28 protein-coding genes and 2 tRNA genes are annotated in these 26,567 nt (G+C 71.6%); 6 read left to right on the top strand and 24 right to left on the bottom strand.

The window, feature by feature from the left end; all coding sequences use genetic code 11:
* Window positions 1-2: 2 nt before the first annotated feature.
* The 6 genes from mutM to EDF55_RS05000 form a co-directional block, all read right to left on the bottom strand.
* Window positions 3-974 (bottom strand): bifunctional DNA-formamidopyrimidine glycosylase/DNA-(apurinic or apyrimidinic site) lyase, encoded by a 972-nt coding sequence (mutM, locus tag EDF55_RS04975; protein WP_123653759.1) that lies wholly within the window; start codon window positions 972-974, stop codon window positions 3-5.
* 3 nt (window positions 975-977) lie between these two features.
* A complete protein-coding gene (rnc, locus tag EDF55_RS04980) occupies window positions 978-1,718 on the bottom strand; it encodes a ribonuclease III (protein ID WP_123653760.1) in 741 nt (246 codons plus the stop codon).
* Between the two features lie 13 nt (window positions 1,719-1,731).
* Complete coding sequence (gene rpmF / locus EDF55_RS04985) at window positions 1,732-1,935, bottom strand: 50S ribosomal protein L32 (RefSeq protein WP_056126067.1); 204 nt, start codon at window positions 1,933-1,935, stop codon at window positions 1,732-1,734.
* A gap of 28 nt (window positions 1,936-1,963) precedes the next feature.
* Complete coding sequence (locus EDF55_RS04990) at window positions 1,964-2,506, bottom strand: DUF177 domain-containing protein (RefSeq protein WP_311316814.1); 543 nt, start codon at window positions 2,504-2,506, stop codon at window positions 1,964-1,966.
* Between the two features lie 59 nt (window positions 2,507-2,565).
* The gene (gene coaD / locus EDF55_RS04995) at window positions 2,566-3,057 is read right to left on the bottom strand and encodes a pantetheine-phosphate adenylyltransferase (protein ID WP_123653761.1); all 492 of its coding nucleotides are present in this window, start codon (window positions 3,055-3,057) and stop codon (window positions 2,566-2,568) included.
* Between the two features lie 92 nt (window positions 3,058-3,149).
* Window positions 3,150-5,351, bottom strand: a complete 2,202-nt coding sequence (locus tag EDF55_RS05000; protein WP_123653893.1) for an ATP-dependent DNA helicase RecG — start codon at window positions 5,349-5,351, stop codon at window positions 3,150-3,152.
* A 194-nt stretch (window positions 5,352-5,545) separates the two neighbouring features.
* Between EDF55_RS05000 and EDF55_RS05005 the strand changes: the two genes are divergently transcribed.
* Window positions 5,546-6,109 carry an RsmD family RNA methyltransferase gene (locus tag EDF55_RS05005; RefSeq protein WP_123653762.1) on the top strand — a complete coding sequence of 188 codons (564 nt, stop codon included), beginning with the start codon at window positions 5,546-5,548 and terminating at the stop codon, window positions 6,107-6,109.
* Between the two features lie 252 nt (window positions 6,110-6,361).
* Here the strand turns inward: EDF55_RS05005 and thiL are convergent, their stop codons facing one another.
* Complete coding sequence (thiL, locus tag EDF55_RS05010) at window positions 6,362-7,366, bottom strand: thiamine-phosphate kinase (protein ID WP_260235818.1); 1,005 nt, start codon at window positions 7,364-7,366, stop codon at window positions 6,362-6,364.
* Window positions 7,367-7,389: 23 nt separating this feature from the next.
* On the opposite strand from thiL, the gene EDF55_RS05015 reads away from it, so the two are divergent.
* Window positions 7,390-7,875 carry a DUF3515 family protein gene (locus EDF55_RS05015; protein WP_123653763.1) on the top strand — a complete coding sequence of 162 codons (486 nt, stop codon included), beginning with the start codon at window positions 7,390-7,392 and terminating at the stop codon, window positions 7,873-7,875.
* Between the two features lie 192 nt (window positions 7,876-8,067).
* On the opposite strand, the gene EDF55_RS05020 is transcribed toward EDF55_RS05015, so the two are convergent.
* From EDF55_RS05020 to leuC, 6 genes are read right to left on the bottom strand one after another with little or no spacing between them, the layout of a single operon-like run.
* A complete protein-coding gene (locus tag EDF55_RS05020; protein ID WP_123653764.1) occupies window positions 8,068-9,153 on the bottom strand; it encodes a D-alanine--D-alanine ligase family protein in 1,086 nt (361 codons plus the stop codon).
* A 32-nt stretch (window positions 9,154-9,185) separates the two neighbouring features.
* Window positions 9,186-10,328 (bottom strand): NAD(P)H-dependent glycerol-3-phosphate dehydrogenase, encoded by a 1,143-nt coding sequence (locus EDF55_RS05025; RefSeq protein ID WP_395869873.1) that lies wholly within the window; start codon window positions 10,326-10,328, stop codon window positions 9,186-9,188.
* Window positions 10,321-11,202, bottom strand: coding sequence for a 1-acyl-sn-glycerol-3-phosphate acyltransferase (locus EDF55_RS05030; protein WP_260235820.1), 882 nt, complete (start codon window positions 11,200-11,202; stop codon window positions 10,321-10,323). The genes EDF55_RS05025 and EDF55_RS05030 overlap by 8 nt, the downstream gene beginning before the upstream one ends.
* A gap of 1 nt (window position 11,203) precedes the next feature.
* Window positions 11,204-12,571 (bottom strand): UDP-N-acetylglucosamine 1-carboxyvinyltransferase, encoded by a 1,368-nt coding sequence (gene murA, locus EDF55_RS05035; protein ID WP_123653765.1) that lies wholly within the window; start codon window positions 12,569-12,571, stop codon window positions 11,204-11,206.
* Window positions 12,571-13,167, bottom strand: coding sequence for a 3-isopropylmalate dehydratase small subunit (gene leuD / locus EDF55_RS05040; RefSeq protein WP_123653766.1), 597 nt, complete (start codon window positions 13,165-13,167; stop codon window positions 12,571-12,573). The genes murA and leuD overlap by 1 nt, the downstream gene beginning before the upstream one ends.
* On the bottom strand, window positions 13,167-14,630 hold the full coding sequence (leuC, locus tag EDF55_RS05045) for a 3-isopropylmalate dehydratase large subunit (RefSeq protein ID WP_123653767.1): 1,464 nt from the start codon (window positions 14,628-14,630) through the stop codon (window positions 13,167-13,169). The genes leuD and leuC overlap by 1 nt, the downstream gene beginning before the upstream one ends.
* A gap of 171 nt (window positions 14,631-14,801) precedes the next feature.
* Between leuC and EDF55_RS05050 the strand changes: the two genes are divergently transcribed.
* On the top strand, window positions 14,802-15,869 hold the full coding sequence (locus EDF55_RS05050; RefSeq protein WP_123653768.1) for an FUSC family protein: 1,068 nt from the start codon (window positions 14,802-14,804) through the stop codon (window positions 15,867-15,869).
* A 40-nt stretch (window positions 15,870-15,909) separates the two neighbouring features.
* The gene (locus EDF55_RS05055) at window positions 15,910-16,323 is read left to right on the top strand and encodes a GNAT family N-acetyltransferase (RefSeq protein WP_123653769.1); all 414 of its coding nucleotides are present in this window, start codon (window positions 15,910-15,912) and stop codon (window positions 16,321-16,323) included.
* 35 nt (window positions 16,324-16,358) lie between these two features.
* Here EDF55_RS05055 and EDF55_RS05060 read toward each other — a convergent pair whose 3' ends face one another.
* The 5 genes from EDF55_RS05060 to EDF55_RS05080 all read right to left on the bottom strand — a co-directional run bounded on the left by EDF55_RS05060 (window position 16,359) and on the right by EDF55_RS05080 (window position 18,133).
* The gene (locus tag EDF55_RS05060) at window positions 16,359-16,961 is read right to left on the bottom strand and encodes a histidine phosphatase family protein (RefSeq protein WP_123653770.1); all 603 of its coding nucleotides are present in this window, start codon (window positions 16,959-16,961) and stop codon (window positions 16,359-16,361) included.
* Entirely contained in the window at window positions 16,958-17,332 is a 375-nt protein-coding gene (gene crcB, locus EDF55_RS05065) for a fluoride efflux transporter CrcB (RefSeq protein ID WP_123653771.1), read from the bottom strand. The genes EDF55_RS05060 and crcB overlap by 4 nt, the downstream gene beginning before the upstream one ends.
* Complete coding sequence (locus tag EDF55_RS05070) at window positions 17,329-17,766, bottom strand: CrcB family protein (RefSeq protein ID WP_123653772.1); 438 nt, start codon at window positions 17,764-17,766, stop codon at window positions 17,329-17,331. Before EDF55_RS05070 ends, crcB begins: the two co-directional genes overlap by 4 nt.
* Before the next feature lie 176 nt (window positions 17,767-17,942).
* Window positions 17,943-18,018 (bottom strand) — tRNA-Glu (locus tag EDF55_RS05075).
* A gap of 39 nt (window positions 18,019-18,057) precedes the next feature.
* Window positions 18,058-18,133 (bottom strand) — tRNA-Glu (locus tag EDF55_RS05080).
* 102 nt (window positions 18,134-18,235) lie between these two features.
* On the opposite strand from EDF55_RS05080, the gene EDF55_RS05085 reads away from it, so the two are divergent.
* Window positions 18,236-19,093, top strand: a complete 858-nt coding sequence (locus EDF55_RS05085; RefSeq protein ID WP_123653773.1) for a DUF72 domain-containing protein — start codon at window positions 18,236-18,238, stop codon at window positions 19,091-19,093.
* A gap of 7 nt (window positions 19,094-19,100) precedes the next feature.
* Here the strand turns inward: EDF55_RS05085 and EDF55_RS05090 are convergent, their stop codons facing one another.
* The 6 genes from EDF55_RS05090 to EDF55_RS05115 form a co-directional block, all read right to left on the bottom strand.
* Complete coding sequence (locus tag EDF55_RS05090; RefSeq protein ID WP_123653774.1) at window positions 19,101-19,730, bottom strand: MBL fold metallo-hydrolase; 630 nt, start codon at window positions 19,728-19,730, stop codon at window positions 19,101-19,103.
* A 222-nt stretch (window positions 19,731-19,952) separates the two neighbouring features.
* Window positions 19,953-20,972, bottom strand: coding sequence for a LacI family DNA-binding transcriptional regulator (locus tag EDF55_RS05095; protein WP_123653775.1), 1,020 nt, complete (start codon window positions 20,970-20,972; stop codon window positions 19,953-19,955).
* A 22-nt stretch (window positions 20,973-20,994) separates the two neighbouring features.
* On the bottom strand, window positions 20,995-21,426 hold the full coding sequence (locus EDF55_RS18695; RefSeq protein WP_185017130.1) for a hypothetical protein: 432 nt from the start codon (window positions 21,424-21,426) through the stop codon (window positions 20,995-20,997).
* Between the two features lie 5 nt (window positions 21,427-21,431).
* Window positions 21,432-22,289 carry a carbohydrate ABC transporter permease gene (locus tag EDF55_RS05105; protein ID WP_243698386.1) on the bottom strand — a complete coding sequence of 286 codons (858 nt, stop codon included), beginning with the start codon at window positions 22,287-22,289 and terminating at the stop codon, window positions 21,432-21,434.
* A gap of 50 nt (window positions 22,290-22,339) precedes the next feature.
* Window positions 22,340-23,362, bottom strand: a complete 1,023-nt coding sequence (locus tag EDF55_RS05110; RefSeq protein WP_185017132.1) for a carbohydrate ABC transporter permease — start codon at window positions 23,360-23,362, stop codon at window positions 22,340-22,342.
* A 112-nt stretch (window positions 23,363-23,474) separates the two neighbouring features.
* Window positions 23,475-24,734: an ABC transporter substrate-binding protein gene (locus tag EDF55_RS05115; RefSeq protein ID WP_123653898.1), complete on the bottom strand. Its 1,260-nt coding sequence runs from the start codon at window positions 24,732-24,734 to the stop codon at window positions 23,475-23,477.
* Window positions 24,735-25,053: 319 nt separating this feature from the next.
* Here EDF55_RS05115 and EDF55_RS05120 point away from each other — a divergent pair, with 319 nt between their 5' ends.
* On the top strand, window positions 25,054-26,385 hold the full coding sequence (locus tag EDF55_RS05120; RefSeq protein ID WP_165931525.1) for a glycosyltransferase: 1,332 nt from the start codon (window positions 25,054-25,056) through the stop codon (window positions 26,383-26,385).
* Window positions 26,386-26,567 lie beyond the last annotated feature (182 nt).

Genomic DNA, 26,567 nt, shown 5'->3' on the forward strand with positions numbered 1-26,567 from the left:
GGCTAACGCGTCCGGAGGCGTGGGCGCGGTTGGCACACGGGGCAGATGTGGCTCGACCGGTTCATGAACTCCTCCCGGACGATCGTCGTGCCGCACCGGGGACACGGCTTGCCCTGCTGCCCGTAGACGTTGAGCCGCTGCGAGAAGTACCCGGACTGCCCGTTCACGTTGACGTACTGCGCGTCGAAGCTCGTGCCCCCGTCCTCGAGCGCACGCGCGAGCACGCTCCGGACCTCGTCGAGGAGCAGCTGCAGGCTCGCCCGCGGGAGCCGGTCGGCCGGGCGGTCGTAGTGCAGCTTCGCGGCCCACAGCGACTCGTCCGCGTAGATGTTGCCGATGCCGCTCACGACGCCCTGGTCGAGGATCACCCGCTTGATGCCGCTCGAGCGCTTCCGGGCCATCTGGATGAACCGGGCGTCGTCGAACGCCGGGTCGAGCGGGTCGCGGGCGATGTGCGAGACCTGCCCGGGGACGTTCCGGCGCCACGGGGCATCCGGCTCGGCCACGTCGACGACGCCGGCGAACCCGGCGGGAGCGCCGTCGATCGTCGGGACCATCGCGTCGAGCGCCATCGAGCCGAAGGTGCGCTGGTCCACGAACTCGAGTTCGACCGGCTGCTCGGGGCTGCCGTCGCGGTCCGTGCCGGCCGGCTGCACCTCGAGCAGGATGCGTCGGTGCTTCGCCGCGGGGCGGTCACGGCCGAGGAGGATCTGCCCGCTCATGCCGAGGTGCGCGACGAGGGCTTCGGGACGTCCGTCGTCACCGGGCTCGGCGAGGGGCATCCAGAGGAACTTGCCGCGACGGACGGCGGCGGCGATCGTCCGGCCGGTCAGGCGGTGCGCGAAGTCCTCGGCTGGGCCGTCGTGCCGGGTCAGGGCCCGGTCGTCCAGGACGTGGACCGCGAGGACCCGGGCGCCGCTGACGGCGGGTTCGAGGCCGGCGCGGACGACCTCGACCTCGGGGAGTTCGGGCACGCCCTACGCTGCCGGCGTCTCGCTGGTGCGGCCGGAGAGTCGCGTCCAGGCGTCGAGCGCGGCGGACATCTCGGCCGTCTTCTTGCTGGAACCGGAACCGGAGGCGATGTCCTCGCCCTGAAGCACCACGGTCGCGTGGAAGGTCTTGTCGTGGTCAGGGCCCTCTTCGGTGACCCGGTAGGCCGGGTTGCCGAGGGACTGCGCCGACGCGAGTTCCTGCAGGCTCGTCTTCGGGTCCATCGCGGCACCGAAACGATCCGGGTCGATGAGCAGCGGTTCGACGAGCCGGAGCACGAGCGCAGTGGCCTCATCGGGCCCGGCGGAGAGGTACGTGGCACCGATGATGGCTTCGACGGTGTCGGCGAGGATCGACGACTTGTCACGGCCGCCGGTCTGTTCCTCGCCCTTGCCGAGCCGGAGGAAGGCGCCGAGACCGTTGATCCGGGCGATCTCCGCGAGGGCGACCGTCGAGACGAGGCTCGCCCGGCGCTTCGCCAGGTCGCCTTCGTCGAGGTCCGGGAAGTCGCGGTAGAGCTTCACCGTCACGGCCTGGCCGAGGATCGAGTCCCCGAGGAACTCGAGGCGTTCGTTGTGCTTGATCCCGCCGTGCTCGTACGCGAACGAGCGGTGGGTCAGTGCGAGTTGGAGCAGCTCGGGGTCCACCGGGACCCCGAGGAGGTCACGCAGACGAGCAACGTCCGACCCCGCGGGGTTGGACCCCGCGGAGCCGGACGTCGTGCTCATGTGGTTCGTCCGATCAGACGTCGGCGACCTTGCGGCCCTTGTACTCCATGTACAGGGGCGTGCCGGCCGAGTCCTCGACGACCTTCGCGCGGTGCGGGAGGCTGTAGGTGACCTGGCCGTTCTCGATCGTCTTCACGAGCTGGACCGGCGCGGCCTTCCACTGCGAACGACGGGCGTGCGTGTTGGCACGGGACTGCTTGCGCTTGGGAACGGCCATGGTGGTTCTCTTTCGGTTGGTCGGTTGGTCAGTCGGTGGGAGTGCGGTCGCTGTCGTCGAACATCAGTCCGCCGAGTGCTGCCCAGCGGGGATCCGTGGGCTCGGAAGCCGCGCGGTCACCCAGGTCTGCCAGGCGTTCGCCCGTCTCCGGGTCGAGTCCGGGGCAGTCCGGCCGGCAGACCGGCTGGAACGGCAGTGACAGCACCACCGCGTCTCGAACGACCGGTTCACAATCCACGTGGTCATCGTGAACATGGAAGTCGAAATCCTCCGAGGGATCATACGCGAACAGCTCGGCGAAATCGACTTCGACCGGTTCGGAGATGTCGATGAGGCAGCGCGAGCACTGCCCCGTCGCCTCAGCGGAGGCGTGTCCGGAGACGAGCACGCCCTCGTGGAGGCCCTCGAGCCGCAACTCGATGTGCATGTCAGCGCCCTCACGGACGGCCACCACGCCGGCACCGAGGGTCTCGGGGACGGCGATGTCGAGCGTGTGCTCGCGCATCTCGCCCGGGCGGTGCGCGAGGTCACGCACGCGCAGGGCGTAGGGGCTGTTCACGGGGGAAGACACGATCGACCATCCTAGCGCGGGTTCGCCGTCAGGTCGAGGAGCGGCGTGCCGTGTCGCGTTCAGCGGCTCCGCGTGCGGAGCGCCGCGTCCACGACAGCGGGGACGTACGGGCTCACGTCGCCGCCGAGCGTCGAGACCTGCCGGATGAGCGAGCTGGACACGTGCGCACGGGAGGCCTCCGGCAGCAGGAACACCGTCTCGACGTCGGCGAGGTGGCGGTTCATGATCGCCATCGGGGTCTCGTACGCCACGTCCTCACCGGAGCGGACGCCCTTCACCAGGACCGTCGCACCGACCTGCCGGCAGTAGTCGACGAGGAGACCGGCGGTCCACTCCCCGACCCGGATGTTCGCCGGGGCACCGACCTCGGCGAGGGAGTCCTCGATCAGCCGGACCCGGTCGACCGCGTCGAACATCGCGGACGGCTTCTCCGGGTTGTGCACGACGAGGACGTGCACCTCGTCGAAGAGCCGGGCCGCGCGGCCGATCACGTCGAGGTGACCGAGGGTCACGGGGTCGAAGGAGCCGGGGACGACCGCGATCTGCGCCATGCCCCCGACGATACCGGGGCGGCGGGGACGCGTGCCCCGCCTGGTCAGTTCTTGCCGAGGTCAGTGCTTGCCGAGGCCAGTGCTTGCCGAGGTCAGTTCTTGCCGAGGAATGCGGCGTCGGACTCGTCGAGCCGCCGGGCCAGCGCAGCACGGAGCTCCGCCTGCCCGTCGAGCGTCGGGTCGGCCTCGAGCAGCCGCTCGGCTTCCCCGCGGGCGTCGACGATGAGGTCCGCGTCCCGCACGACCCGGAGCAGGTTGAGCGAGGACCGCCCACCCGACTGCCGCTCGCCGAGCACGTCGCCTTCACGCCGGAGCTCGAGGTCCACCCGCGCCAGCTCGAAGCCGTCGTCCGAGGCGGCCACGGCGTCCACACGCTCCCGCGAGACCGTTTCCGCTTCTGCCGTGGTCACGAGGAGGCACACGCCGGCGTACTGCCCACGGCCGATGCGGCCGCGGAGCTGGTGCAGCTGCGAGACCCCGAACCGGTCGGCGTCGAGGATCGCCATCATCGAGGCGTTCGGGACGTCGACCCCGACCTCGATCACGGTGGTCGCGACGAGGACGTCCACGTCGCCCGCGGCGAACGCGGTCATCACGCGGTCCTTCTCGTCGCCGGACATCCGGCCGTGCAGGACCTCGATCCGGCGTCCCTGCAGCACGGGCATCGTGCGCATCCGCTCCGCGGTCGCCAGCACCGTCGACGGAGCACGCTTCGGGGTGTCCTCCTCACCGTCGACGGCGGGCTCGCCGTCGTCCTCGGTGTGGGCGTCGTCGATCGCGGGGCAGACCACGAAGGCCTGCCGCCCGGCGCTCAGTTCCTCGGCCATCCGGGTCCAGATACGGGACTCCCATCCCGGGTGCTCCGAGAGCCCGACCGCGAAGGTCTCCACGCCCGCGCGACCGGAAGGCATGCCCGCGATCGTGGAGACGTCGAGGTCGCCGAACACGGTCATCGCCACGGTGCGCGGGATCGGCGTCGCGGTGAGCACCAGCACGTGCGGCGGCGCCTGGCCCTTGGTGCGCAGGGCTTCGCGCTGCTCGACGCCGAAGCGGTGCTGCTCGTCCACCACCACGAGCCCGAGCTCGGCGAAGTCCACCCGGTCGCCGAGGAGCGCGTGCGTGCCGACGACGAGCCGCGAGCCGCCGGACGCCGCCGCGAGGAGCGCCCGCCGGCGTTCGTCGGTGGACTGCGAGCCGGTGAGGATCACGGGGCGGAGTTCGGCGGCCAGGTCGGGGCCGAGGAACTTCACGATCGAGCGGAGGTGCTGCGCCGCCAGGACCTCGGTCGGGGCGATGAGCGCCGACTGCCCGCCGGACTCGGCGACGGTCAGCATCGCGCGGATCGCCACGAGGGTCTTGCCGGAGCCGACTTCACCCTGGACCAGACGGTGCATCGGCCACGAGCCGGCGAGGTCCTCGGCGATCTCCGCGCCGACCGAGCGCTGGTCGTCGGTGAGCGTGAACGGCAGCGTGGCGTCGAAGCGTTCCAGGATGCCGCCCGGCGTGGCCGTACGCGGGGTCGAGGCGGTCGCACGCGCGGCGATCCGGCGCTTGACGAGGGCGGTCTGCAAGACGAAGGCCTCCCGGTAGCGGAGGGCGTCCTGCGCGCGCTTGAAGTCGGCCACCTTCTCCGGGCGGTGGAGCAGCTCGAGGGCGCGCCGGAACGGCACCAGGTCGAGCCGGGTGCGGACCGAGGACGGGATCGGGTCGGCGATGTCCGGCAAGGTGTCGAGCACCACCGCCATGGCCTTGGCGATCTGCCACGACGACAGCGACGCCGTCGCCGGGTAGATCGGGATCGGCTGCCGGGAGAACCGGATCGCCTCGTCGGACTCCGGGTCGGCGGTGGCCCGGGGGTCGTCGGCGTCGAAGAGCTCGTAGTCGGGGTGCGCCAGCTGCCGGGCGCCACGGTAGTCGCCGACCTTGCCGGCGAAGATGCCCCGCGCGCCGACGACGAGGTCCTTCGTCCGCCAGCCCTGGTTGAAGAACGTGAGGGTCAGGAGCCCCTTGCCGTCGCCGATCTTGGCTTCGAGGATGGAGCCGCGGCGTGCCCGCATCGTGCGTTCCCGGACGTCCACCACCTCGGCAACGATGGTCACCGATTCCCCGATGGCGAGCGAGTCGAGTGCGGTCAGCGCGCCGCGTTCGGCGTACCGGCGGGGTGCGTGCTCGAGGAACTCCCCCACGGTGCGGTAGCCGAACGCCTTCTCGACGGCCTTCGCGGTGCGCCCGCCCAGGACGTTCGCGAGGCGGGTGTCGAGCGGTGCCGGCCCCCAGTCGGTCCCCGCGGGCACGTCCGACGGGCCGTCGGGCGTCGTGTCGGCCGGTGCGGCGGCTCTGGAGGTGACCACACGGCAACGGTACCCGGGACGGCCGACCCGCACCGGGCCTCCCGGCGGGCCTGTGGACGACCAGGCGGGCCTGTGGACGACCGGATGGGCCCGTGGAGAGCGCCTGGTGGGCACCCGCTGGCCGCTACGGTTGCAGCATGACCCGCATCATCGCCGGCGCCGCCGGTTCCCTGACGCTCCGGGTGCCGAAGTCGGGCACCCGTCCGACGAGCGACCGGGTGCGGGAAGCCCTGTTCTCCTCGCTCGAAGCGCGGGGGCTCGTGGACGACACCGCGGTGGCGGACCTCTACGCGGGGACGGGTGCGCTCGGGCTCGAGGCAGCGTCGCGCGGTGCGGTGGAGGTCGTGCTGGTCGACCGGGCCTCCGCGGCGGCGACGTCCTGCCGGGAGAACGCGCGGGCCGTGCAGAAGCGGGTCCCCGGTGTGCGGATCGACGTGCACGCGCAGCCGGTGCTCGGGTTCCTGCGGGGCACCGTGCGGACCTTCGACCTGGTGTTCATCGACCCGCCGTACGACGTCGCCGAGTCCGAGATCGCGGACGTCCTCGAAGCGCTGGTGCCCCGGCTCACCGCGGAGGCCGTGGTCGTCGTGGAGCGGAGCAAGCGCTCCCCGGAGCCGACCTGGCCCGCGGGACTCGAGCCCTTCAGCAAGCGGAGCTACGGCGAGACCATCGCCTGGGAGGCCGTGGTCGCCGCGCCCTGAGCGTCCCTCCGTGCGCCTTCCGGGTGCCGCGGGACCGACGCGGAGCGACACCCTCGTTGTCGTACGACAGCGCCCCTGTCGTTCCGACGCGTCCGCAACAGTTGCACGCGCGCGGCAACGACATCCTCGTTGTCGTACGACAGCGACGCTGTCGTTCCACAGGAGGCCGCCCGGCGCCGCCCGCCCGGCGCCGCCCGCCCGCCCAGCGCCCGCCCAGCGCCCGCCCGCCCGACCGCCCGGCCCGCGCGCGGCTCAGCCCGCGACGCCGTCCCAGTCGGCGTACGGGTCCCACCCCGTGGTCGGCACGGGCACGCCGCCGCGGACGAGGTCCGCCGCGCCCCGGGGCACCACCACGCCGATCGTCCGGAACCCACCCGGCAGCGCCACGTCCGGCGGGAACGTCGCGAGCAGCCCGTGGTCCTCGCCGCCGTGCAGGGAGACATCGTCGAGGTGGACGGACAACGACAGCGTCACCCCGCTCGCCCGCGCCAGCCGGCCCGCGTCGATCGCCAGCCCGTCCGACAGGTCGAGCATCGCCGTCGCCCCACCCGCAGCTGCAGCCGGCCCGTCCGCGATCGGCGGCACCGGCCGGCGCTGCCGTCCCACGTCCGGGTCCTCGTCGGCTCCGCTCGCCCGGGTCGCCGCAGCCGAGGGCGCCCCCGACGCATCGACGCCGTCGCGGAACAGCCGCGACAGCCCCCGCGCCGCACGCCCGAGCTCTCCCGACACCGCCACGACGTCCCCGGCGCGGGCACCGGACCGCAGCACCGGAGCCCGTCCCCCGAGGTCGCCGAACGCCGTCACCGCGAGGGTGAACGCCGACGAGGTCGACAGGTCCCCGCCGACCACGCCGCACCCGGGCACCAACGCATCGACCGCGAGCCGGAACCCGTCCGCGATACCCTCGAGCACCGCGACGGGCGTGTCCTGCGGCGCCGCGATCGCGACCACGAGTCCAGACGGCACCGCGCCCATCGCCGCGACGTCCGACAGGTTCGTCGCCGCGGCCTTCCACCCGACGTCCTCGGGCGAGGACCACGCCCACCGGAAGTCCGGGCCGTGCACCATCATGTCCGTCGTCACCACGAATCGGCCGTCGGGCGCTGCGACCACGGCGCAGTCGTCGCCGGGTCCGACGATCGGCGACCCGGCCGGCAACCGGGAGGTCACCCGGTCGAGCACGACCAGCTCCCCCAACTCCCCCACCGTCGGCCCGGTCCAGTCCACCGGCGCAGCCCGTTCGTCCCTCGCGTCCACACGAGAACGGTAGCCTGGAGCCGATGGACACCGTGCGCCGCCCCACCCGGATCCTCGCCGCGCTCGGCGTCGTCGTCGCCCTGGCTGCCGGCCTGACGGGCTGCACGAACGCCGTCGCGATGACCGCTGCCCCGTCCGCGGACGCCGCCGCGTGCGCCGCCGCCCAGGTCCGCCTGCCCGACACGGTGGACACGAAGTACGCGCTCCGCAACACGAACGCACAGTCGACCGCCGCGTGGGGCGACCCGTCCGCGGCGCTCTACCACTGCGGTGTCGCGGTCCCGACGGTGTCCGACCTGCCGTGCTTCTCGCAGGGGTCGGTCGACTGGATCCGGGACGACCAGGACAAGCGCATCGTGTACACGACCTTCGGCCGCGACCCGGCCGTCCAGGTCGTCATCGACACCTCGAAGACGACGAGTCAGGTCCTGCAGGACATCGGCACCGCCGTCGAGACCCTGCCGAAGGACGGGCACAAGTGCCTCGATCCCTCGGACGTGCAGGGCTGACTCGACCCGACACTCGTCGCGACGTGCAGGGCTGACGCGCCCCGACACTCGTCGCGACGTGCAGGGCTGACGCGCCCCGACGCTCGTCGCGACGTGCAGGGCTGACGCGACCCGGTACCGGCCGGGAGGCACGGGTCGGGCCCGCACCGAGCCTCCCGTCCGGTACGGAACCGGCCACAGGCCGTGGTGCGGTCAGCGGACCGCCGCGCGCCCCAGCTCGATGAGCTCGGTGACCAGCTCCGGGTAGGTGACCCCGGTCGCCGCCCAGCAGCGCGGGTACATCGAGAACGGGGTGAAGCCGGGCATCGTGTTGACCTCGTTCACGACGAAGCCGTCGTCGGTGAGGAAGCAGTCGACGCGGGCCAGCCCGGAGCCGCCGATGGCCTCGAACGCCCGGGCGCCGATGGACCGGATCTCGTCCGTCTCGGCCTCAGTGAGGGGCGCCGGGCAGAGCAGCTGCTCGTCACCGCCGAGGTACTTCGCGGCGAAGTCGTAGAAGCCGTCCTCGGCGACGACGATCTCGCCGGGGAGGCTCGTGCGCGGCACACCGTCGCGGCCCTCGAGCACGGCGACCTCGACCTCCCGGCCGACGATCCGGGGCTCGACGATGACCTTGCTGTCGTGCTCGAAGCCGAGCCGCATGGCGGCTGCGAGGTCCTCGGGCGAGTCGACACGGGACACGCCCATGCTCGACCCGGCACGCGCCGGCTTCACGAACAGCGGCCAGCCGTGCGCGGCGATGCGCTCGGCGACGTCGAGCTCGTCCGCTTCCCACTCGCGGCGGAGCACCGTCGTCCACGGTGCGACCCGGAGCCCGGCGTGCTCCAGGACGGCCTTCGCGACGTGCTTGTCCATCGCGAGCGCGCTCGCGAGGACACCGTCCCCGGCGTACGGCAGGCCGGCGGTCTCGAGGAGGCCCTGGATGGTGCCGTCCTCGCCGAAGGGGCCGTGCAGGATCGGGAACACCAGGTCGACCGGGATCGTGGTGACGCTGCCGTCCGCGTGCTCGACGGTCAGTGCGCGCGGTTCCGCGGCGCTCGGGAACCGGACCCGCGTCCCGTTGTCGGGCACGGTCGGCAGCTGCTGCCCGACGAGCGCCCACTGTTCCGGGTCGTCGGGCTGGAGCGTGAACGCGCCGTCCTTCGTGATGCCGACCGGCACGATGTCGTACGCGGCGCGGTCGACCGCGTCCATGATGCCGCCGGCGGTCACGCAGCTGATCTCGTGCTCGCTGGACCGGCCGCCGAACAGGACGACGACGGTGGTGGTGCTGGTCATGGGCGCTCCCGGGTGCAGAGTGGCCGGACCGGTCACTCGCCCTGGGGCTCGTCGGTCTCGGTGAGGTGCGGCGCGATGTTGCGCGGATCGAGCCTACCGGCGAGCACCTCGGCGACCTGCCCCACGATGGGCATGTCGACGCCGTTCGCCGCGGCGAGCTCGAGGATCGGCGCGACGGACGCCAGGCCCTCGGCGGTCTGGTTCATCTGCCGGACGACCTCGTCGAAGCGGTACCCCTGGCCGAGCAGGCGCCCGGCGGTGTTGTTCCGCGACAGCGGCGACTGGCACGTGGCGATGAGGTCGCCGAGGCCGGCGAGCCCGGAGAGGGTCGAGGGCTGCGCGCCGAGCGACACCGCGAAGTCGGTCATCTCGGCGAGGCCGCGCGTGATGATCGACGCCTTCGTGTTCTCGCCGTAGCCGACACCGTCGACGATGCCGATCGCGACGGCGATGAGGTTCTTCAGCACCCCGCCGAACTCGGTGCCGATCACGTCGGTGTTGATGAACGACCGGAAGTACGGGTTCGTCGCGACCGCGGCGACGGCGCTGGCGGTGTCGGCGCTCGACGAGGACACGACGGCCGCGGTGGGCTGGCGTCGGGCGATCTCGAGCGCCAGGTTCGGGCCGCTCGCGACGGCGATGCGGTCCTGGTCGATGCCGAGGCCCTCGAGCAGGACCTCGCTCATCCGGAGGCCGGTGCCCTTCTCGACGCCCTTCATCAGGCTGACGACGGGGACGCCGGCCGGCAGCAGTTCCCGGATCGCGGCGAGGTTCGAGCGCAGCGTCTGCGACGGCACCGAGACGTAGACCTGCTCCGCGCCGTCGAGCACGGACGCCAGCGACGTCGACGCGGTCAGCGTGCGGGGCAGGTTGATGCCGGGCAGGTACTCGGAGTTCCGCTTCGTCTCGGTGATCTCGCGCGCGACCTCGGGACGACGTGCCCACAGGACGGTGGACGCACCGCCCTCGGCGAGGACCTTCGCGAACGTGGTCCCCCAGCTCCCGGCGCCGATCACGGCGACGCGGGGCTTGTCGGTGGACTGCATCACGACACGGATGGCGGCGGTGTCCACGGCGCCACGAGCGGCGGCGGCGGGATCCGGGTGGTCGTCGTGCGGGCGGAGGCCGGGTGCGGCGGCCCGGTCGGGTCCGCTGGCGGCGCTTGCGTCACTCAAACTTGCCGGTTTCCTTCTGGTTGTTCGCGGACGGGTCCCAGCGCTTCGCCGGTGCCTGCTCCCCGCGGAGCTGCTCGACGAGCTCGGTGATCCGGTCCATCACGATGGCGGTCGCCTCGATGAGCATCTGCTGGTCGATCGGTCGGCCGCGGTACGCCGACAGGTCGACGGGGTCGCCGAAGACGATGTCCACGCGGGACGGCGGGAACAGCCGGAGCTTGTTCGAGTACCGCGCCATGATCTTCTGCGTGCCCCAGTGCGCCATCGGGATGAGCGGGACGTCGTTCTCGAGCGCGATCCGCACCGCACCGGTCTTGCCGCGCATCGGCCACAGGTCCGGGTCACGGGTGAGCGTGCCCTCCGGGTAGACGATCACGGCGCCGCCCGACTCGACGAGGGACTTGCCCCCGCGGAGCGGGTCGTTCAGCCGGGTCCGGCCGCTCCGCTCGACGGGGATCTGCCCCATGCCGCTCATCAGCTTGCCGAGCACCGGGACGCGGAACAGCGACGCCTTCGCCAGGAAGCGGGGCTGCCGGCGGCTGATGTACACCGCGGTGCCCACGACCAGGGGGTCGATGTTCGTGTAGTGGTTCGGCGCGAGCACGAACGCACCGTCCTCGGGGAGGCGGTTCGGGCCGTGCCAGTGGTAACGCGCGGTGAACCGGAACGTCGGGATCACGAAGATCGCGGTGATCCGGAACGCCAGGTTCAGGTCGCCGCGCTTCCACCGGCGGCCGGGATTCGGCAGGCCGGTCGTGACCCGGTCGAGGTCACGGCCGGACGCCGGCGCGCCGGCAGCGGTCGCGTCAGCGTTCGGCGCGCCGGTGCCGGTCGCGTCGGCGTCCGGCGCGCCGGGGCCGTCGTTCGCTGCCACGTCAGCCCGCGAAGTCGAAGTCCGCGCCGAGCTTCCGCAGCTTCGGGATGAAGTGCTCGTACCCGCGGGAGATGATGCCGACGTTCGTGATGTGCGACTCGCCCTCCGCGGTCAGCGCCGCGATCAGGTGGCTGAAGCCACCACGGAGGTCGGGCACGCGGACGTTCGCCCCGTGCAGCTTGGTCGGGCCGGTGATGACCGCGGCCTGCTCGAACGGGCGGCGGGCGACACGGCGGTCGTGCCCGGGCAGCCCCTCCTTGTGCACGACGATGTCCGCACCCATCTCGTTGAGCGCGTCGGTGAAGCCGAAGCGGTTCTCGTAGACGGTCTCGTGCACGACGCTCCGACCCTCGGCCTGCGTCAGCGCCACGACGAGCGGCTGCTGCCAGTCGGTCATGAAGCCGGGGTGCACGTCGGTCTCGATGACGACGGGCTTCAGGACGTCGAGCTCGCGGTAGAACCGGATGCCGTCTTCCTGGATGTCGAAGCCGCCGCCGACCTTGCGGAAGACGTTGAGGAACGTCATGAGCTCCTGCTGCTTCGCGCCCTCGACGAAGATGTCGCCGTTGGTCGCGAGTGCGGCGGACGCCCAGCTCGCTGCCTCGTTGCGGTCGTTGATCGCACGGTGCGTGTAGCCGCGGAGGGACTTGACGCCCTCGATGAAGATCGTGCGGCTCGGCTCGACCGTGATGATCGCGCCCATCTTCTGCAGGATCGCGATGAGGTCCATGATCTCGGGCTCGATCGCGGCGTTCCGGAGTTCGGTCACGCCGTCGGCGAGGGTCGACGAGAGCAGGACCTGCTCCGTCGCACCGACGCTCGGGTACGGGAGCTCGATGTTCGCGCCCTTGAGGCCGTTCGGCGCCGTGATGTGGATGCCGGAGATCTGCTTGTCGACGACGGCACCCATGGCGCGGAGCGCGTCGAGGTGGAAGTCGATCGGGCGGTCGCCGATGCGGCAGCCACCGAGGTCGGGGATGAATGCTTCACCGAGCTTGTGCAGCAGCGGGCCGCAGAACAGGATCGGGATACGGCTCGACCCGGCGTGGGCGTCGATCTCGGCGAAGTGCGCCGACTCGACGTTCGACGGGTCGAGGATGAGCTCGCCTCGTGCAGGATCGGTGATGCGCACGCCGTGCACCTCGAGCAGCGCGCGGACGACCTTGACGTCGGAGATGTCCGGGACGTCCTTGAGGATCGACGGGGTGTCGCCGAGCAGCGAGGCGACCATGGCCTTCGTCGCGAGGTTCTTCGCGCCGCGCACCTCGATGCGTCCGACCAGCGGCTTCCCGCCGCGGATGACGATCTCGTCCGACTTGAGTCCCACGCGCGCCCCTGCAGCTGCTGCGTCCTGTACGAGAGAGTTCACTACTTCACCGGCAATGTTTTCGGCCGCCAGGTTCCCCGGCGGGATTCGAACTCCGTGATCGAGGTCTCGTCACGGAGGGTGAGCCCGATGTCGTCGAGCCCTTCCATCAACCGCCAACGAGTGTAAGCGTCGATCTCGAAAGCCACGTCCACATCGCCCAGCGACACGCGCTGGGTCGCCAGGTCCACCGTCGCCTCGATGCCCGGGTTCGCCTCGATCGCGGCCCAGAGCCGCTCGACTTCCGGTTCGGTCACGATTGCGGTGACCAGGCCCTGCTTGCCCGCGTTGCCCTTGAAGATGTCCGCGAAGCGGGGCGAGACCACGACCTTGAAGCCGAAGTCACGGAGTGCCCACACCGCGTGCTCGCGCGAGGAACCGGTGCCGAAGTCCGGGCCGGCGACGAGCACCTGGGCGCCCTGGTACTCGGGCTGGTTGAGCACGAACGCCGGGTCCTGGCGCCAGCCGGAGAACAGTGCGTCCTCGAAGCCGGTCTTCGTGACGCGCTTCAGGTAGACCGCCGGGATGATCTGGTCGGTGTCGACGTTCGACCGCTTCAGCGGTGCGGCGATCCCGGTGACGGTGCCGATCTTGTCCATCAGCGGACCCCTTCGGTGTTCTCCGACGCGATCGCGTCGACGTTGGTGCGTGCATCGTCCTCGGCCAGGTCCCACGGGCTCGAGAGCGTGCCACGGACGGCGGTGGCGGCGGCGACGAGCGGCGACACGAGGTGCGTCCGGCCGCCCTTGCCCTGGCGTCCCTCGAAGTTGCGGTTCGAGGTGGACGCGCAGCGCTCCCCCGGCGCGAGCTGGTCGGGGTTCATGCCGAGGCACATCGAGCAGCCGGCGAACCGCCACTCCGCCCCGAAGTCGATGAAGACCTTGTCGAGCCCCTCGGCCTCGGCCTCGAGCCGCACCCGGGCGGACCCCGGCACGACCATCACGCGGACGCCCTCGGCCTTGGTCCGGCCCTCGATCACGGACGCGAAGGCCCGGAGGTCCTCGATGCGCGAGTTCGTGCACGAGCCCATGAACACCGCGTCGACGGCGATGTCCTTCATCGGCGTGCCGGCCTCGATGTCCATGTACTCCAGCGCGCGCTGTGCGGCGGCCTGGTCGTTCGGGTCCGCGTAGTCGGCCGGGTTCGGCACGGACTCGGAGAGCGAGACGCCCTGGCCGGGGTTCGTGCCCCAGGTGACGAACGGCTCGAGCGAGTCGGCGTCGATGAACACCTCGGCGTCGAACACCGCGTCGTCGTCGGTGTTCAGCGTGTCCCAGTACGCGACCGCTTCGTCCCAGTCGGCGCCGGCCGGTGCGTGGTCGCGGCCCTGCACGTAGTCGTAGGTGATCTGGTCAGGGCCGACCATGCCGGCACGGGCGCCGGCCTCGATCGACATGTTGCAGATCGTCATGCGGCCCTCCATCGAGAGCGCCCGGATCGCCGAGCCGCGGTACTCGAGCACGTAGCCCTGCCCGCCGCCGGTGCCGATCTTCGCGATCACGGCGAGGATGATGTCCTTCGCCGTGACCCCCGGGCGGAGTGCGCCCTCGACGGTGATCGCCATCGTCTTGAAGGGCTTCAGCGGCAGGGTCTGCGTGGCGAGGACGTGCTCGACCTCGCTCGTGCCGATGCCGAACGCCATCGCGCCGAACGCGCCGTGCGTCGAGGTGTGCGAGTCGCCGCACACCACCGTGATGCCGGGCATCGTCAGGCCGAGCTGCGGGCCGACGACGTGCACGATCCCCTGCTCCTTGTCGCCGAGCGAGTGCAGGCGGACGCCGAACTCGGCACAGTTGCGACGGAGCGTCTCGATCTGGGTGCGGCTCGTCGGGTCGGCGATCGGCCGGTCGATGGCGAGCGTCGGGGTGTTGTGGTCCTCGGTCGCGATCGTGAGGTCGAGTCGGCGCACCGGGCGACCGGCCTGCCGCAGCCCGTCGAAGGCCTGCGGGCTCGTGACCTCGTGCACGAGGTGCAGGTCGATGTAGAGGAGGTCCGGGTTCCCGTCCTCACCCTTGACGACGACGTGGTCGTCCCACACCTTCTCGGCGAGCGTCCTGCCCATGCTCTCGACCCTTCGGTTCGCGTTCGTCGGACACCGCTGTCGCGGCGCGATCCGGTCACTCTAGCACTGGTATACCAACTGGCCCACCTCCGCCACGGGGCCGGTTCCACCCGGCCGGGAGGCTCGGCGTGCGTTCTGCAACACCTGTCGCGGTGGGAGAATGGCCGGGTCATGACGAACCCCGCGCACTCCACCCGAACGGTCAACCTCGAGGGCGCCGCACGCGCCGCGATCGCTGGAGGCGCTCCGCTCGCCCTGCTCATCGCGCTCGGGATGCCCGGGTACGCGGCCTTCGCGATGTTCGCCGGGTTCACCGCGATCTTCGGCGCGACGGAGCAGTACCGGCAGCGTGCCGTGACGACGGGCGTCGCGGGCGGCCTGCAGATCCTGTGCATGTTCGCAGGGATCGCGGTGTCCCTGGCCGGCTCGCAGCTCTGGTTGCAGGCCGTCGGGCTCGTCGGGGTGCTCGTGGTGGCCGTGTGCACGCTCAGCACCCTGCGGACGATCCCCGCACAGCCGATCTTCCCGACGTTCGCGTTCGTGGTGTCCGCGCTCGTGCCGCTGAAGCCCGCCGACCTGCCGCTCGTCGTGACCATCATCCTCGGGTCCGTCGCATGGGCATGGCTCGTCGCGATGTCCGGCTTCGTCATCCGCCGGTTCTGGCACCCGCGGGCCCCGCACCGCTTCCGTCCGCTCGCGCCGCTGAAGGAGCGCGGGCTCGGCATCCTCCGGACCGGGGCGCTCTGGGAGACCGTCGGGCTCAACGTCGTCGGGGCGCTCGTCGCCGGCGCGATCGCGGAGTCGATCCCCGGCCTCGGGCACCCGTACTGGGCCGTGATCGCGGTCGTGTCGACGCTGCCGGCGCTCCGGCAGCGGCACACCGTCCTCCGGGCGTTCCAGCGCTTCATCGGCACGATCGGCGGCACCGTGATCGCGGTCGGGATCCTGCTGCTCGAACCCGGAGCGTGGTGGATCGTCGTGATCGCCGTCGTCGGGCAGTTCTTCGCGGAGATCTTCGTCGCCCGGAACTACGCCGTGTGCCTGCTGTTCCTGACGCCGCTCGCGCTCGCGGTGTCGTGGCTGAGTCTCCCCGAGGCGCCGGAGCTCCTCGCGCTCGACCGCGTCGCGCAGACCACGCTCGGCGCCCTCGTCAGCGTCGCGCTGCTCGTCGTCGGGCGCGCGATCGAGCGTCGGCGAGGCCGCGCGCTCGGCGCCACGAGCGCCATCCGCACGGTCTGATGCCGGGCCGCTTGTCGGCGGCGCCCGGCAGGATCAGAGCATGGACGACGACTACCGGATCGTCGAGGGCCCGCCGCCGCTCGACGACTACCTCCGCCTCCGCCGCGACTCCGGGCTGACCCCGGTCCGTCCGGACCAGGGAGCCGGGGCGATCAGCGGCAGCTGGTCCGCCTGTCACGTGGTGGCCGCCGACGGCGCACCCGTCGCGATGGGCCGAGTGCTCGGTGACGGCGGCTGGTACTTCCACATCGCGGACATCGCCACCGACCCCGCGCACCAGCGCCGAGGCCTCGGGCGGCGCGTGCTCGAGTGGCTCATCGCCGACATCCGGACACGAGCCCCCGAGGGCGCGTACGTCTCGCTCATCGGGGACCCGCCCGGGCAGCGGCTGTACCGCTCGCTCGGACTCGACGACGTCGCTCCGAGCCTGGGGATGGCAGCCGTCCTGCGGTAGTCGGCCAGCGACGGGTACCTCCGTCGCGGCGTCCGTCAGTCGGGCTGGATGTTCCAGGCGTCGATGACCGGGCGGCCGTGCTCGTACCCGAGGATGCTCACCGAGGCCGTGCCGAGCTTCAGCACGGCGCCGTCCTGCGGCGCGAGCCGGATCCAGGCGGCACCGATCGCCCGCAGCACGTGCCCGTGCGCGACGAACACCGCGTCCTGGCCCTCGGCGAGCACCGGACGCGCACGGTTCAGCACGCGCTCCGCACGGACCCGGACCTCGGCAGCGCCCTCGCCGGGGGTGTCCCCCTCGGGCACGCCGTCGGTCCAGAGGTCCCACGGCCCGTGCCGCTGCACCTTGATCTGCGGCGTGGTCAGTCCCTCGTACGCGCCGTAGTCCCACTCGTAGAGGTCCTCGTCGAGCTCCGGGTCGACGCCGATCAGCGCCGCGGTGTCGCGGGCGCGCTGCAGCGGGCTCGAGAGCGCGAGGGCGAAGTCACGGTCCGCCAGGTACCGGCCGGCACGCTCCGCCTGCTCGATGCCGTTGTCGGTGAGCGGGATGTCGGTGCGGCCGGTGTGCTGACCGCTCTTCGACCACTCCGTCTCTCCGTGGCGGACGAGGACGAGTTCGCCGGGGCGTTCCGAGGTCATGGGTTCCTTCCGATCCAGAGGCCGAGCGCGGCTGCGCCGACCGAGACGACGAGCATGCCGAGGCCGTTCAGGACGGCGAGCCGGGTCTTGCCGGATCGGAGGAGCTGCACGGTCTCGACACTCGCCGTCGAGAACGTCGTGTACCCACCCATCATGCCCGTGCCGAGGATGGCGACTCCCGGGATCGCGAGCGTGCCGGACTCCCCGAGTCCCGTGAGGAGCCCGAGGACGAACGACCCCGTGACGTTGATGATCGCCGTGCCGACGGGGAAGCCGGTGACCCGCGCCTTGACGAGGCCGTCGAGGACGAACCGGAGCGCGGCACCGACGCCACCGCCGATCGCCACCAGGAGCAGTTCGAGCGCGCTCACCGGGTGGCTCCACGCGGACGCAGCAGCGACGCGACCCAGAGCCCGGCGACGACCGCCGCGAGACCGGCCACGACGGTCAGGAGCGCGTACCCGGAGCCGGCGCCCCACCGCCCGACGTCGAGCAACCGCGCCGTGTCGTCCGCCAGGGTGCTGTAGGTCGTGAAGCCGCCGAGCACGCCGGTCCCGACGAACAGCCGGAGCGCACGACGTCGCCCGACGTCCGGACCGCGGCGGGCGAGGGTGTCCAGGAGCAGCCCGAGACAGAACGCCCCGACGACGTTGATGCCGACGATGGTCCAGCTCACGCCGTCCACGGCGGGCAGCAGGTCGGCGAGCACCGCGCGGATCGCCGTGCCGATCGCCCCGCCGAGTACGACGAGTCCGATGTACCCCCACTGCAGGTGCGGTGGTCGGGCGTCGCGGGGCACGGTCACGCGGTTCTCCTCTCGCCGAGCCGCCCCACCATACCGACCAGGCCGATCGAGAGCGCAGTCGTTGCGGCCAGGGCGCCCTTCGCGCGCAACGTGTGCGCACTCGACGGCCAGCGGGGCGGAACCAGCACGGGCATGAACGACGAAGGTCCCCGTCCGGGTGGACGAGGACCTTCGGTTGGTGACCCCAGCGGGATTCGAACCCGCGTTACCGCCGTGAGAGGGCAGCGTACTAGGCCGCTATACGATGGGGCCGCGGCAGGCATGTTGTCGGACTCGGAGGCTAGCCACCTGTGGTGACCCCAGCGGGATTCGAACCCGCGTTACCGCCGTGAGAGGGCAGCGTACTAGGCCGCTATACGATGGGGCCGTTCCGACAACTCGACAAGTATGGCACACGGCTCGCAACCTGCCAAAACGAGGCGTGTCGCCCGGGTGTGCCGCCATGCCGCTCGGAGCATACGGTGGATCGATGACCGCGCGGATCGGGCTCTCGGGGTGGCAGTACGACGGCTGGCGCGGCGACTTCTACCCGGAACGACTGGCCAAGCGGCGGTGGCTCGAGTACGTCGCCGAGCGGTTCTCCACGGTCGAGCTGAACGGCTCCTTCTACTCCCTGCAGCGACCGGAGCGGTACCGGGCCTGGCGTGCCGCTGTCCCGCCGGGCTTCCGGTTCGCGGTGAAGGGCGGCCGGTACGTCACGCACATGCTGCGGCTCCGGAACGCGGAGACGGCGCTGGCGAACTTCTTCGCGTCCGGCCCGCTCGAGCTCGGCGACACCCTCGGCCCGGTGCTCTGGCAGCTCCCGGAAGCGCTCAGCCCGACCCCCGAAGTGCTCGACACCTTCCTGTCGCTGCTGCCCGACACCCACGCCGCGGCCGCCGAACTCGCCGCACGGCACGACGACAAGGTCGCGGACGCGCCGGTCGTCGCCGAGGACCCGGCACGGACGATCGACCACGCCGTCGAGTTCCGTTCGACCGTCACCCCGGAGCAGCTCGACGTCCTCCGCCGGCACCGCGTGGCGCTCGTCGACTCGCACGCCGGCGACTTCCCACGCTTCCGCGCGGACACCGGCGCGCGGATCGCCTACCTCCGCCTGCACGGCGCACCACGGACGTACCACGACGGGTACTCGCCGCAGGCCCTCGGCCGGTGGGCCACCACGGTCCTCGACCACCTCGACGCCGGCCGGGACACCTACCTCTACTTCGACAACGACGCGGAACGGCACGCACCGTGGGACGCGCTGGCCCTCGACCGGATCGTCGGCGACCGCCTGCGGACGCGGGCGGCGGGACGCGGACGAGCCGAGCCTCCAGGCCGGTGATCCGCGCTCAGATCGTGAGCGACTCGCCCGGCCGGAGCACGACCAGCGCGCCGACGGGCTCGATCATCTCCCGGAGCCGGCCGGTGTGCATGCCGTAGCCGACCTCGGAGAGGGTGGCCTCGTGCACCGGGTACGCGCGCTGCGGGGCGATCGCGGCGACGTAGTCCATCATCTCGGCGACCTTGAGCCACGGGGCGCCGACGGGTGCGGCGAGGACCTCCACCGGGACGCCCGGGTCGGTGTAGCTGTCGCCCGGGTAGAAGAGCCGGCCGTTCACGAACACCCCGGTGTTGTCCACGACGGGGACGGACGAGTGGATGACGTTGTGGCGGGTGCCGTGGAACGTGAGCTCGAAGGGCCCGACGACGCGGCGGTCCCCGTCGGTGACGACATCAACGACGAAGTCGGGCAGGGCCGCGGCAACCCCGGCCGGGCCGAACACGAGCGCCCCGGGGTTCGCGTCGAGGACCCGCTGGAGTTGCTCCGGCGTGACGTGGTCGGGGTGCTCGTGGGTGAGGACGACCGCGGCGACACCAGTGACGTCGACCGGCCGCGTGAAGTTGCCGGGGTCGATGACGAGCCGGGATCCGTCGATCTCGACGACCTGGCAGGCGTGCTCGAGCTTCGTGACGTCCATGCCGGCGAGCGTACGCGCGGGCGGCGCGGCGCAGCGGGCGGCGGCGCGGCCCGCCCCGCCGCGGCGCGGCCGGTGCCGTTCGCCGTCGCACAACGGAAACCGGCTCGCACCACGGACGTCCGTGGTGCGAGCCGGTTTCCGTTGTGCGAATCCAACTCGCACCGCAGCGCCCGCGCCGCCGCGCCGCGCCCGCGCCGGCCGCGCCCGCGGCCGCGCCCGCGCCTAGCGCGCCCGCGGCGCCCCCGTGCTCGACCGCACCACGAGCGACACCGGCGCCGGCGCCACCGCCCGCGGCCGGGCCCCGTCCACCTCGGCGAGCACCGCCCGCGCGGCGGTCCTCCCCTGCGCCTCCGGGTCCTGCGCGATCGTGGTCAGCCCGACCGCCGCGCCGTACTCGTGCCCGTCGATGCCGATGACGGAGAGGTCCCCGGGGACGTCGAGCCCGAGCCGGGCCGCGGTGAGCATCACCCCGAGCGCCATCTCGTCGGACGCGCAGAAGACGGCCGTCGGGCGGCCGGGACGGGCAGCCGGCGGACCGTCCAGCAGCGCCGCACCCGCAGCCACCCCGCCCGCGAACGAGAACCGCCCGTCGACGATCCACCGCGGCGGGACGGCGAGCCCCGCTGCGGCCATCGCGTCGAGGAACCCGTCCCGCCGCCGGAACGGCACCGCGACGTTCATCCCCGCCTCGTCCTGCCCGCCGACGTACGCGATCTGCCGGTGCCCGAGCCCGAGCAGGTGCGACACGGCCAAGTGCGAGACGACGTCGTCGTCCACGCCGACGTTCCGGAGGCCGGGCGCGGGCCCGCCGATCACGATCATCGGGTGCTCGCTCAACTGCAGTTCGGACCGCTCGGTCTCGTCGAGGACGAGCGAGAGCAGCACGAGCGCGTCCACCCGCTGCCGCAGCATGGAGCGGCGGAACGCCCGGTCACGATCGCCGTCCGGACCGCCGAGGTTGTAGAGCACGAGGTCGTACCCGGCCTGCCGCAGCTCGGCGTCCACACCGCCGAGCGCCTTGACGTAGAACCACCGGTCGAGCACCGGCACGACGACGCCGACCGCGCGCTGCCGCCCGGTGGCGAGGCCGGCCGCCGCCGAGCTCGGCACGTACCCGAGCTCGTCGGCGACCCGCCGCACCTGGTCGATCGTGGTGTCGGCCACCGACGGCAGTCCGCGCAGGGCGCGGGACACCGTCGCCTTCGACAGTCCGGTGACGGTCGCGATCTCCTGGATCCCCATCGCTACGCCGCCGGGAGGCCCGTCAGCCGTCCGTGGCGTGCGTCACGTCACCGACGTCACGGCTCCCGTGCCCCACACCGGTCACGGCGACGGGTCGCGGACGGCGGGGCGCCGGGTCGTCCCACCCGGAGTGCGCGTGGTCCCGGAAGACGGTCGCGACGGGCTGCTGCCCACCCGGGACGTGCACGCCGACCGGGTGCGCGTCCCGGCGGACGGGGCGTCCGGCTGCCTCGGCCTCGGCGGCCTGGGTGCGCCGGACGACCCGGACCCGCCAGCGGTCGAGCACCACGATGACGAGCACGCACGCCAGCAGCGTGAGGGCCCAGCCGAGCGCGGGACGACCGGTGAACTCGCAGAACATGGTGACGGCGAGGAACGCGATGCCGAAGAACCCGACGAAGCCCATCGCCTCCTCGATCGGTGCGGAGGGGCGGCGCGGTGCCTTGAGTGCCATGACGATCAGCCCTTCACACCACCGGCGGTGAGGCCGGCCACGATGCGTCGCTGGAAGATGAGCACCAGGATGACGAGCGGGATCGTGACGATCGTGCCCGCCGCCATCACCGCTGTGTAGGGCTCCTGGTGCGGCTGGGTGCCGGCGAACGAGGCGATCGCGACGGTCACCGGCTGCGTGGCGTCGCTGGAGAGCTGCGAGGAGATCAGGTACTCGTTCCAGGAGGAGATGAACGCCAGGATCGCCGTCGTGAACACCGCGGGGGCCGCCAGCGGCAGGATGATCCGCCGGAACGCCTGCACGCGGGTGCAGCCGTCGATGCGGGCCGCTTCCTCGAGGTCCCACGGCATCTCGCGGAAGAACGACGCGAGCGTGTAGACCGTCAGCGGCAGCACGAACGAGATGCTCGGCAGGATCAGCGCCTGGTACGTGCCCATCCACCCGATGTCGGTGAAGAGCTGGAACAGCGGGGAGATCAGCGCGACGCCCGGGAACATCGACGCGGCGAGGATCGCCCCGGCGATGAGGGACTTGCCGCGGAACTCCAGCCGGGCCAGTGCGTACGCGGCGCTCGTGCCGACGAGCAGCGCGATGATCGTCACGACGCCACCGATGATGAGGCTGTTGAGCAGCGCCCGTCCGAGGTGGTTGCCGAGCGAGGTCGCGAACGCCGTCGTGTAGTTGTCGAGCGTCACGTGCGTCGGCCACGGGGTCGGGTCGAAGGTGAACCCGACGTCGCGGAAGCTCGTCACGACCATCCAGTAGAACGGCAGCAGGCACCAGACGGCGATGATCACCGCCTGGATGCCGGTGCGGAGCTTCGGGCCGGTGTCGCGCTTGACGCGGACCTCGGCACGGTCGATGGACCGTTCGCGGGAACGGGTGGTGGACCGGGGCCGGTCCGCTGCGAGGGTCACTTGAGTTCACCCTTCTGCTGTGCTGCCTGCGTCTGCACGACGTTCGCCCCGAGGAAGCGGACGAACAGGAACGCGACGATGAAGATGATCAGGAACGTGATCGTCGACAGGGCCGACGCCGAGTTGAACCCCTGCCGGATCTGGTCCACGACGAGGATCGAGAGCGTGGTCGTGGCGTTGCCGGAACCACCGCCGCCGCCGGTCAGGATCGCGGGGAGGTCGTACATGCGCAGCGCGTCGAGCACGCGGAACAGGATCGCGACCATGAGTGCGGGCTTCAGCAGGGGCAGCGTGATGAGCATGAAGCGCTGCACGGTCGAGGCGCCGTCCATCTTCCCGGCCTCGTAGACCTCTTCCGGGATGAGCTGGAGCCCCGCGAGGATGAGGAGCGCCATGAACGGGGTGGTCTTCCACGTGTCCGCGATGATGATCGCGAACCGGGACGCCCACTCGCCGGAGGTCCAGAGGACCTGGTGGCCGATGACGTGGTTGAGCACGCCGTTCGCGTCGAAGATGAAGTACCAGAGCTTCGCGGTGACGGCGGTCGGGATCGCCCAGGGCACCAGGATCGCGGCACGGACGAGCGCGCGGCCCTTGAAGTTGCGGTTCATGATGATCGCCATCCAGACGCCGATCAGCGTCTCGAGGAGCACGGTCACCACGGTGAAGAAGAACGTGTTGCCGAACGACACCCAGAACTGGGAGCCGAGGCTGCCGGGTGGGCACACGGTGTCGCCGCACTGCTGCCCGAGCCAGTGCACGTAGTTGGTGACGCCGGCGAAACCGCCGGCGACGAACAGGCCGGTCGCCTTGTCGAGTCCGGCGTCGAGCTGGAACGACTGGATGATCGCGCTGACGACCGGGTAGCCGATGACGACCGCGAGGAGCACGATCGTCGGACCGATGAGGTACACGGCCCACCGGCCGTGTTCCGCGTTGAGTCCGCCGCGTCGCCGCTTCTGCGGCTCCAGACCCTGGGGATTCGGGATCGCTGCTGGGATCTCGGTTGCTGCTGACACTGACGGCCTCCTTGCCGGTGTCGGAACGCACGTTGGGGCGGTCTGGAGGCTCGTGGCGATGCCGCCACGAGCCTCCAGTCCGATGCGGCGTGAGCCGCTCGCGACCGTGTCGCTAGTTGCTGGTGGTCGCCGTCTTGAGGGCGGCTTCCATGTCCTTCATCGCCTCGTCGACGCTCTTCGAGCCCTTCAGGGCCGCGTAGGAGTTGTCCTGGATCGCCTTCGTCACGGCCGGGTAGTACGGCGTGACCGGGCGGGGCTCCGCGCTCTGGATCGACTTCAGCAGGGTGGGCAGGTACGGCAGCTTCGAGGTCAGCTCGGAGTCCGTGTAGAGGTCACCGACGACCGGGGCGAGCGAGCCCTGGGTCGCGAAGAACTTCTGCGTGTCGTTCGAGGTGAGGAACTCGAGGAAGTCGTGCGCCGTCGCCTTGTGCTTCGAGTACACGCTGATCGCGGCGTTGTGCCCGCCGAGCGTCGAGGCACCGACGCCGTCGGCACCCGGGATCGGGGCGATGCCGAAGGTGTCCTTCACCTTGGAGGACCCATCGGTCTTCGCGAGGTTGTAGACGTAGGGCCAGTTGCGCAGGAACAGCAGCTTGCCGCTCTCGAACGCGGTGCGGCCCTGCTCCTCCTGGTAGGTGATCGCCTCGGCCGGGATGTTCCCGTCCTTGAACGCGTCGACCAGGTTCTGCAGGCCGGCCTTGGCCTTCGCGGTGTCGACGTCCGGTGCGCCGCTCTTGTTCAGGATCGAGCCGCCGGAGCCGTTGACCGCTTCGGACGCGTTGACCGTCAGGCCCTCGTACTTCGCGAACTGGCCGGCGTAGCAGCCGATCCCGTTGTCCTTGGCGATCTGGCAGTCCTTCATCATCTCGGCCCACGTGGTCGGGGGCGTCTTGACGAGGTCCTTGCGGTAGTAGAGCAGCGCGCCGTCGGAGGTCTGCGGTGCCGCGTAGAGGGTGTCGTTGTACGTCGCGGTCTTCACCGTGGCCGGCAGGAGCTTCGACGTGTCGATCTTCATGTCGCCCTTGAGCGGCGTCAGCCAGCCCTTCGCGGCGAACTCCGCGGTCCACACCACGTCGACGTCCACCACGTCGTAGCCGTCGTCCTTGGCCTGGAAGTGCTGCACGAGGTCGTCGTGCTGCTGGTCGGCCTGGTCCGACTGCTCCTTGAAGGTGACCTTCTCCTTCGGGTGGGCCTTGTTCCACTTCGCGATCAGCGGGCGGACCACGTTGGAGTTGTCCTTGCCCTGGACGTAGGTGATCGGGCCGTGGCTGTCGGTGCCGCTCTGGGCGTCGTCCGATGCCGAGCTGCCGCTCGAGCAGCCCGCGAGGGTGAGGCCGATCACGGCGACCCCCGCCACCGATGCAAGACGCATCTTCGCGCGTGTGTTCTTCACAGCGTTGTCTCCTCATCGAGATCACCAGGGCGCGACGATCGGGTGTCGACGGTGCGCTCCTGGAGCAGGCGACGCTGCCTGCTGGGCGTGGACGCTACGCCCGCCCCCGGCGTTCCGCAACCGGTTGCATCGATCCCGTGACCTGAGTGTGACCTTCGGAGTTGCCAAGCGTTCCTGGGTGAGCGCTCACGCGGGTCGTGATCGCCGTGCGGGACGCGGTGCGGGGTCCCGCATGATCCCCGCCACGGTCAGCCGCTGCCGTTGTGGGGGTCCTGAGGGCGACCGTAGCGTCCCCGACATGGCATCCCTCTCCGCCGTCACCGTCCCCGGCCCGCGCCGAGTCATCGGCGTCAACCTCGACGGTCCGCTGCCCGAGCTCGTCGCCGACGAGACCGGCTCCTCCGCGCTGGTCATCGGCTACCGCGACGGCTACCCCGTCAGCACCCTCGACGTGCTGCTCACCGACGACCCCGCCGACGCCACCCGTGCGCTCGCGCCCCTCGTCGACTCCCTGGTCGAGGCCGGCGCGTTCGACGACCACGCGCCCGTCACCGACGACCAGCTCCCGACGATCTCCGTCGTGGTCTCCACCGTCGTCGACCGCGTCGAGGACCTCGGGAAGCTGCTCGACGTCCTCGAGCACCTCGACTACCCGCGGCACGAGGTCATCCTCGTGGACAACCGCGTGAAGGTCCCCGACATCGACGCGCTCCCCGCACTCCTCGAGGGTCGCGACGTGCGGCTCGTCACCGAGCGGCGCCCCGGGCTCTCCGCCGGACGCAACGCCGGTGTGGCAGCGGCGACCGGCGACGTCATCGCGTTCACCGACGACGACGTCCGCGTCGACCCGCAGTGGCTCCGCGCCATCGGCACCCGGTTCGTCCGCGAGCCCGGCCTCGACGCCGTCACCGGTGTGATCCTGCCCGTCGAGCTCACGACCCCCGCGCAGATCTGGTACGAGGCGTACTACGGCGGCTTCAGTGCCGAGCGCACCTTCTCCCCCGTGACGATCGTCCCCGACGACGTGCAGGGCGCGATGCGGCACGCCCGTGTCTCCGCCGTGCGGCCCGACGGCACCGTCCGGAAGCACTTCGCGGTGTACGGCATCGGCGCGTACGGCGCCGGGGCGAACATGGCGTACCGCCGCTCCCTCATCGAGACGGTCGGCGGCTTCGACACCACGCTCGGCGCCGGCTCCCCCGCCCGCGGCGGCGAGGACCTCGCGATGTTCATCGAGACGCTGTGGCGCGGCGGACGCATCGGCTTCGAGCCGCACGCGGTCGTGCACCACCGGCACCGCCAGACCATCGAGGACCTGCACAAGCAGCTGCACGGCAACGGCGTCGGGTTCACCGCGCTGATGTGCGCGCTCGCCGCGAAGGACCGTCGGCACCTGACGGTCCTCGCCCGGCTGATGCCGCTGGCCGCGAAGGTCAAGGCGAAGCAGATGGCGTCCCGGCTCGCCGGTCGTCGAGACGCGGCGACGGAGACCACGAACGAGGCCTCGACGACGCACATCCCGCGCTCGCTGGCGTACCACGAGCTCCGCGGCTTCCCGGCCGGCCCCGCCGCCTGGTTCCGCAGCCGTCGGCGCTGGCGCGACGTGGAGGCCGGGCGCTTCCGCGCGTAGCCCGCGCCGCGCCCCCTGGGCGTGCGGGGCGGCAACGGCGCCGCTCCGCACAACGAAAGACACCCGGCACCACGGATTCCCGTGGTGCCGGGTGCTTTTGGTTGTGCGGCGCCCGGTCGCACCGCGGACGGGAAGCGCGGCGCCAGCGGGCGCGCAGCGGCGCGGGCGCGCGGCGCGCCGTG

Origin of the sequence: Curtobacterium sp. ZW137, from assembly GCF_003762905.1 — a bacterium.
In the GTDB taxonomy this organism is placed as follows: domain Bacteria; phylum Actinomycetota; class Actinomycetes; order Actinomycetales; family Microbacteriaceae; genus Curtobacterium.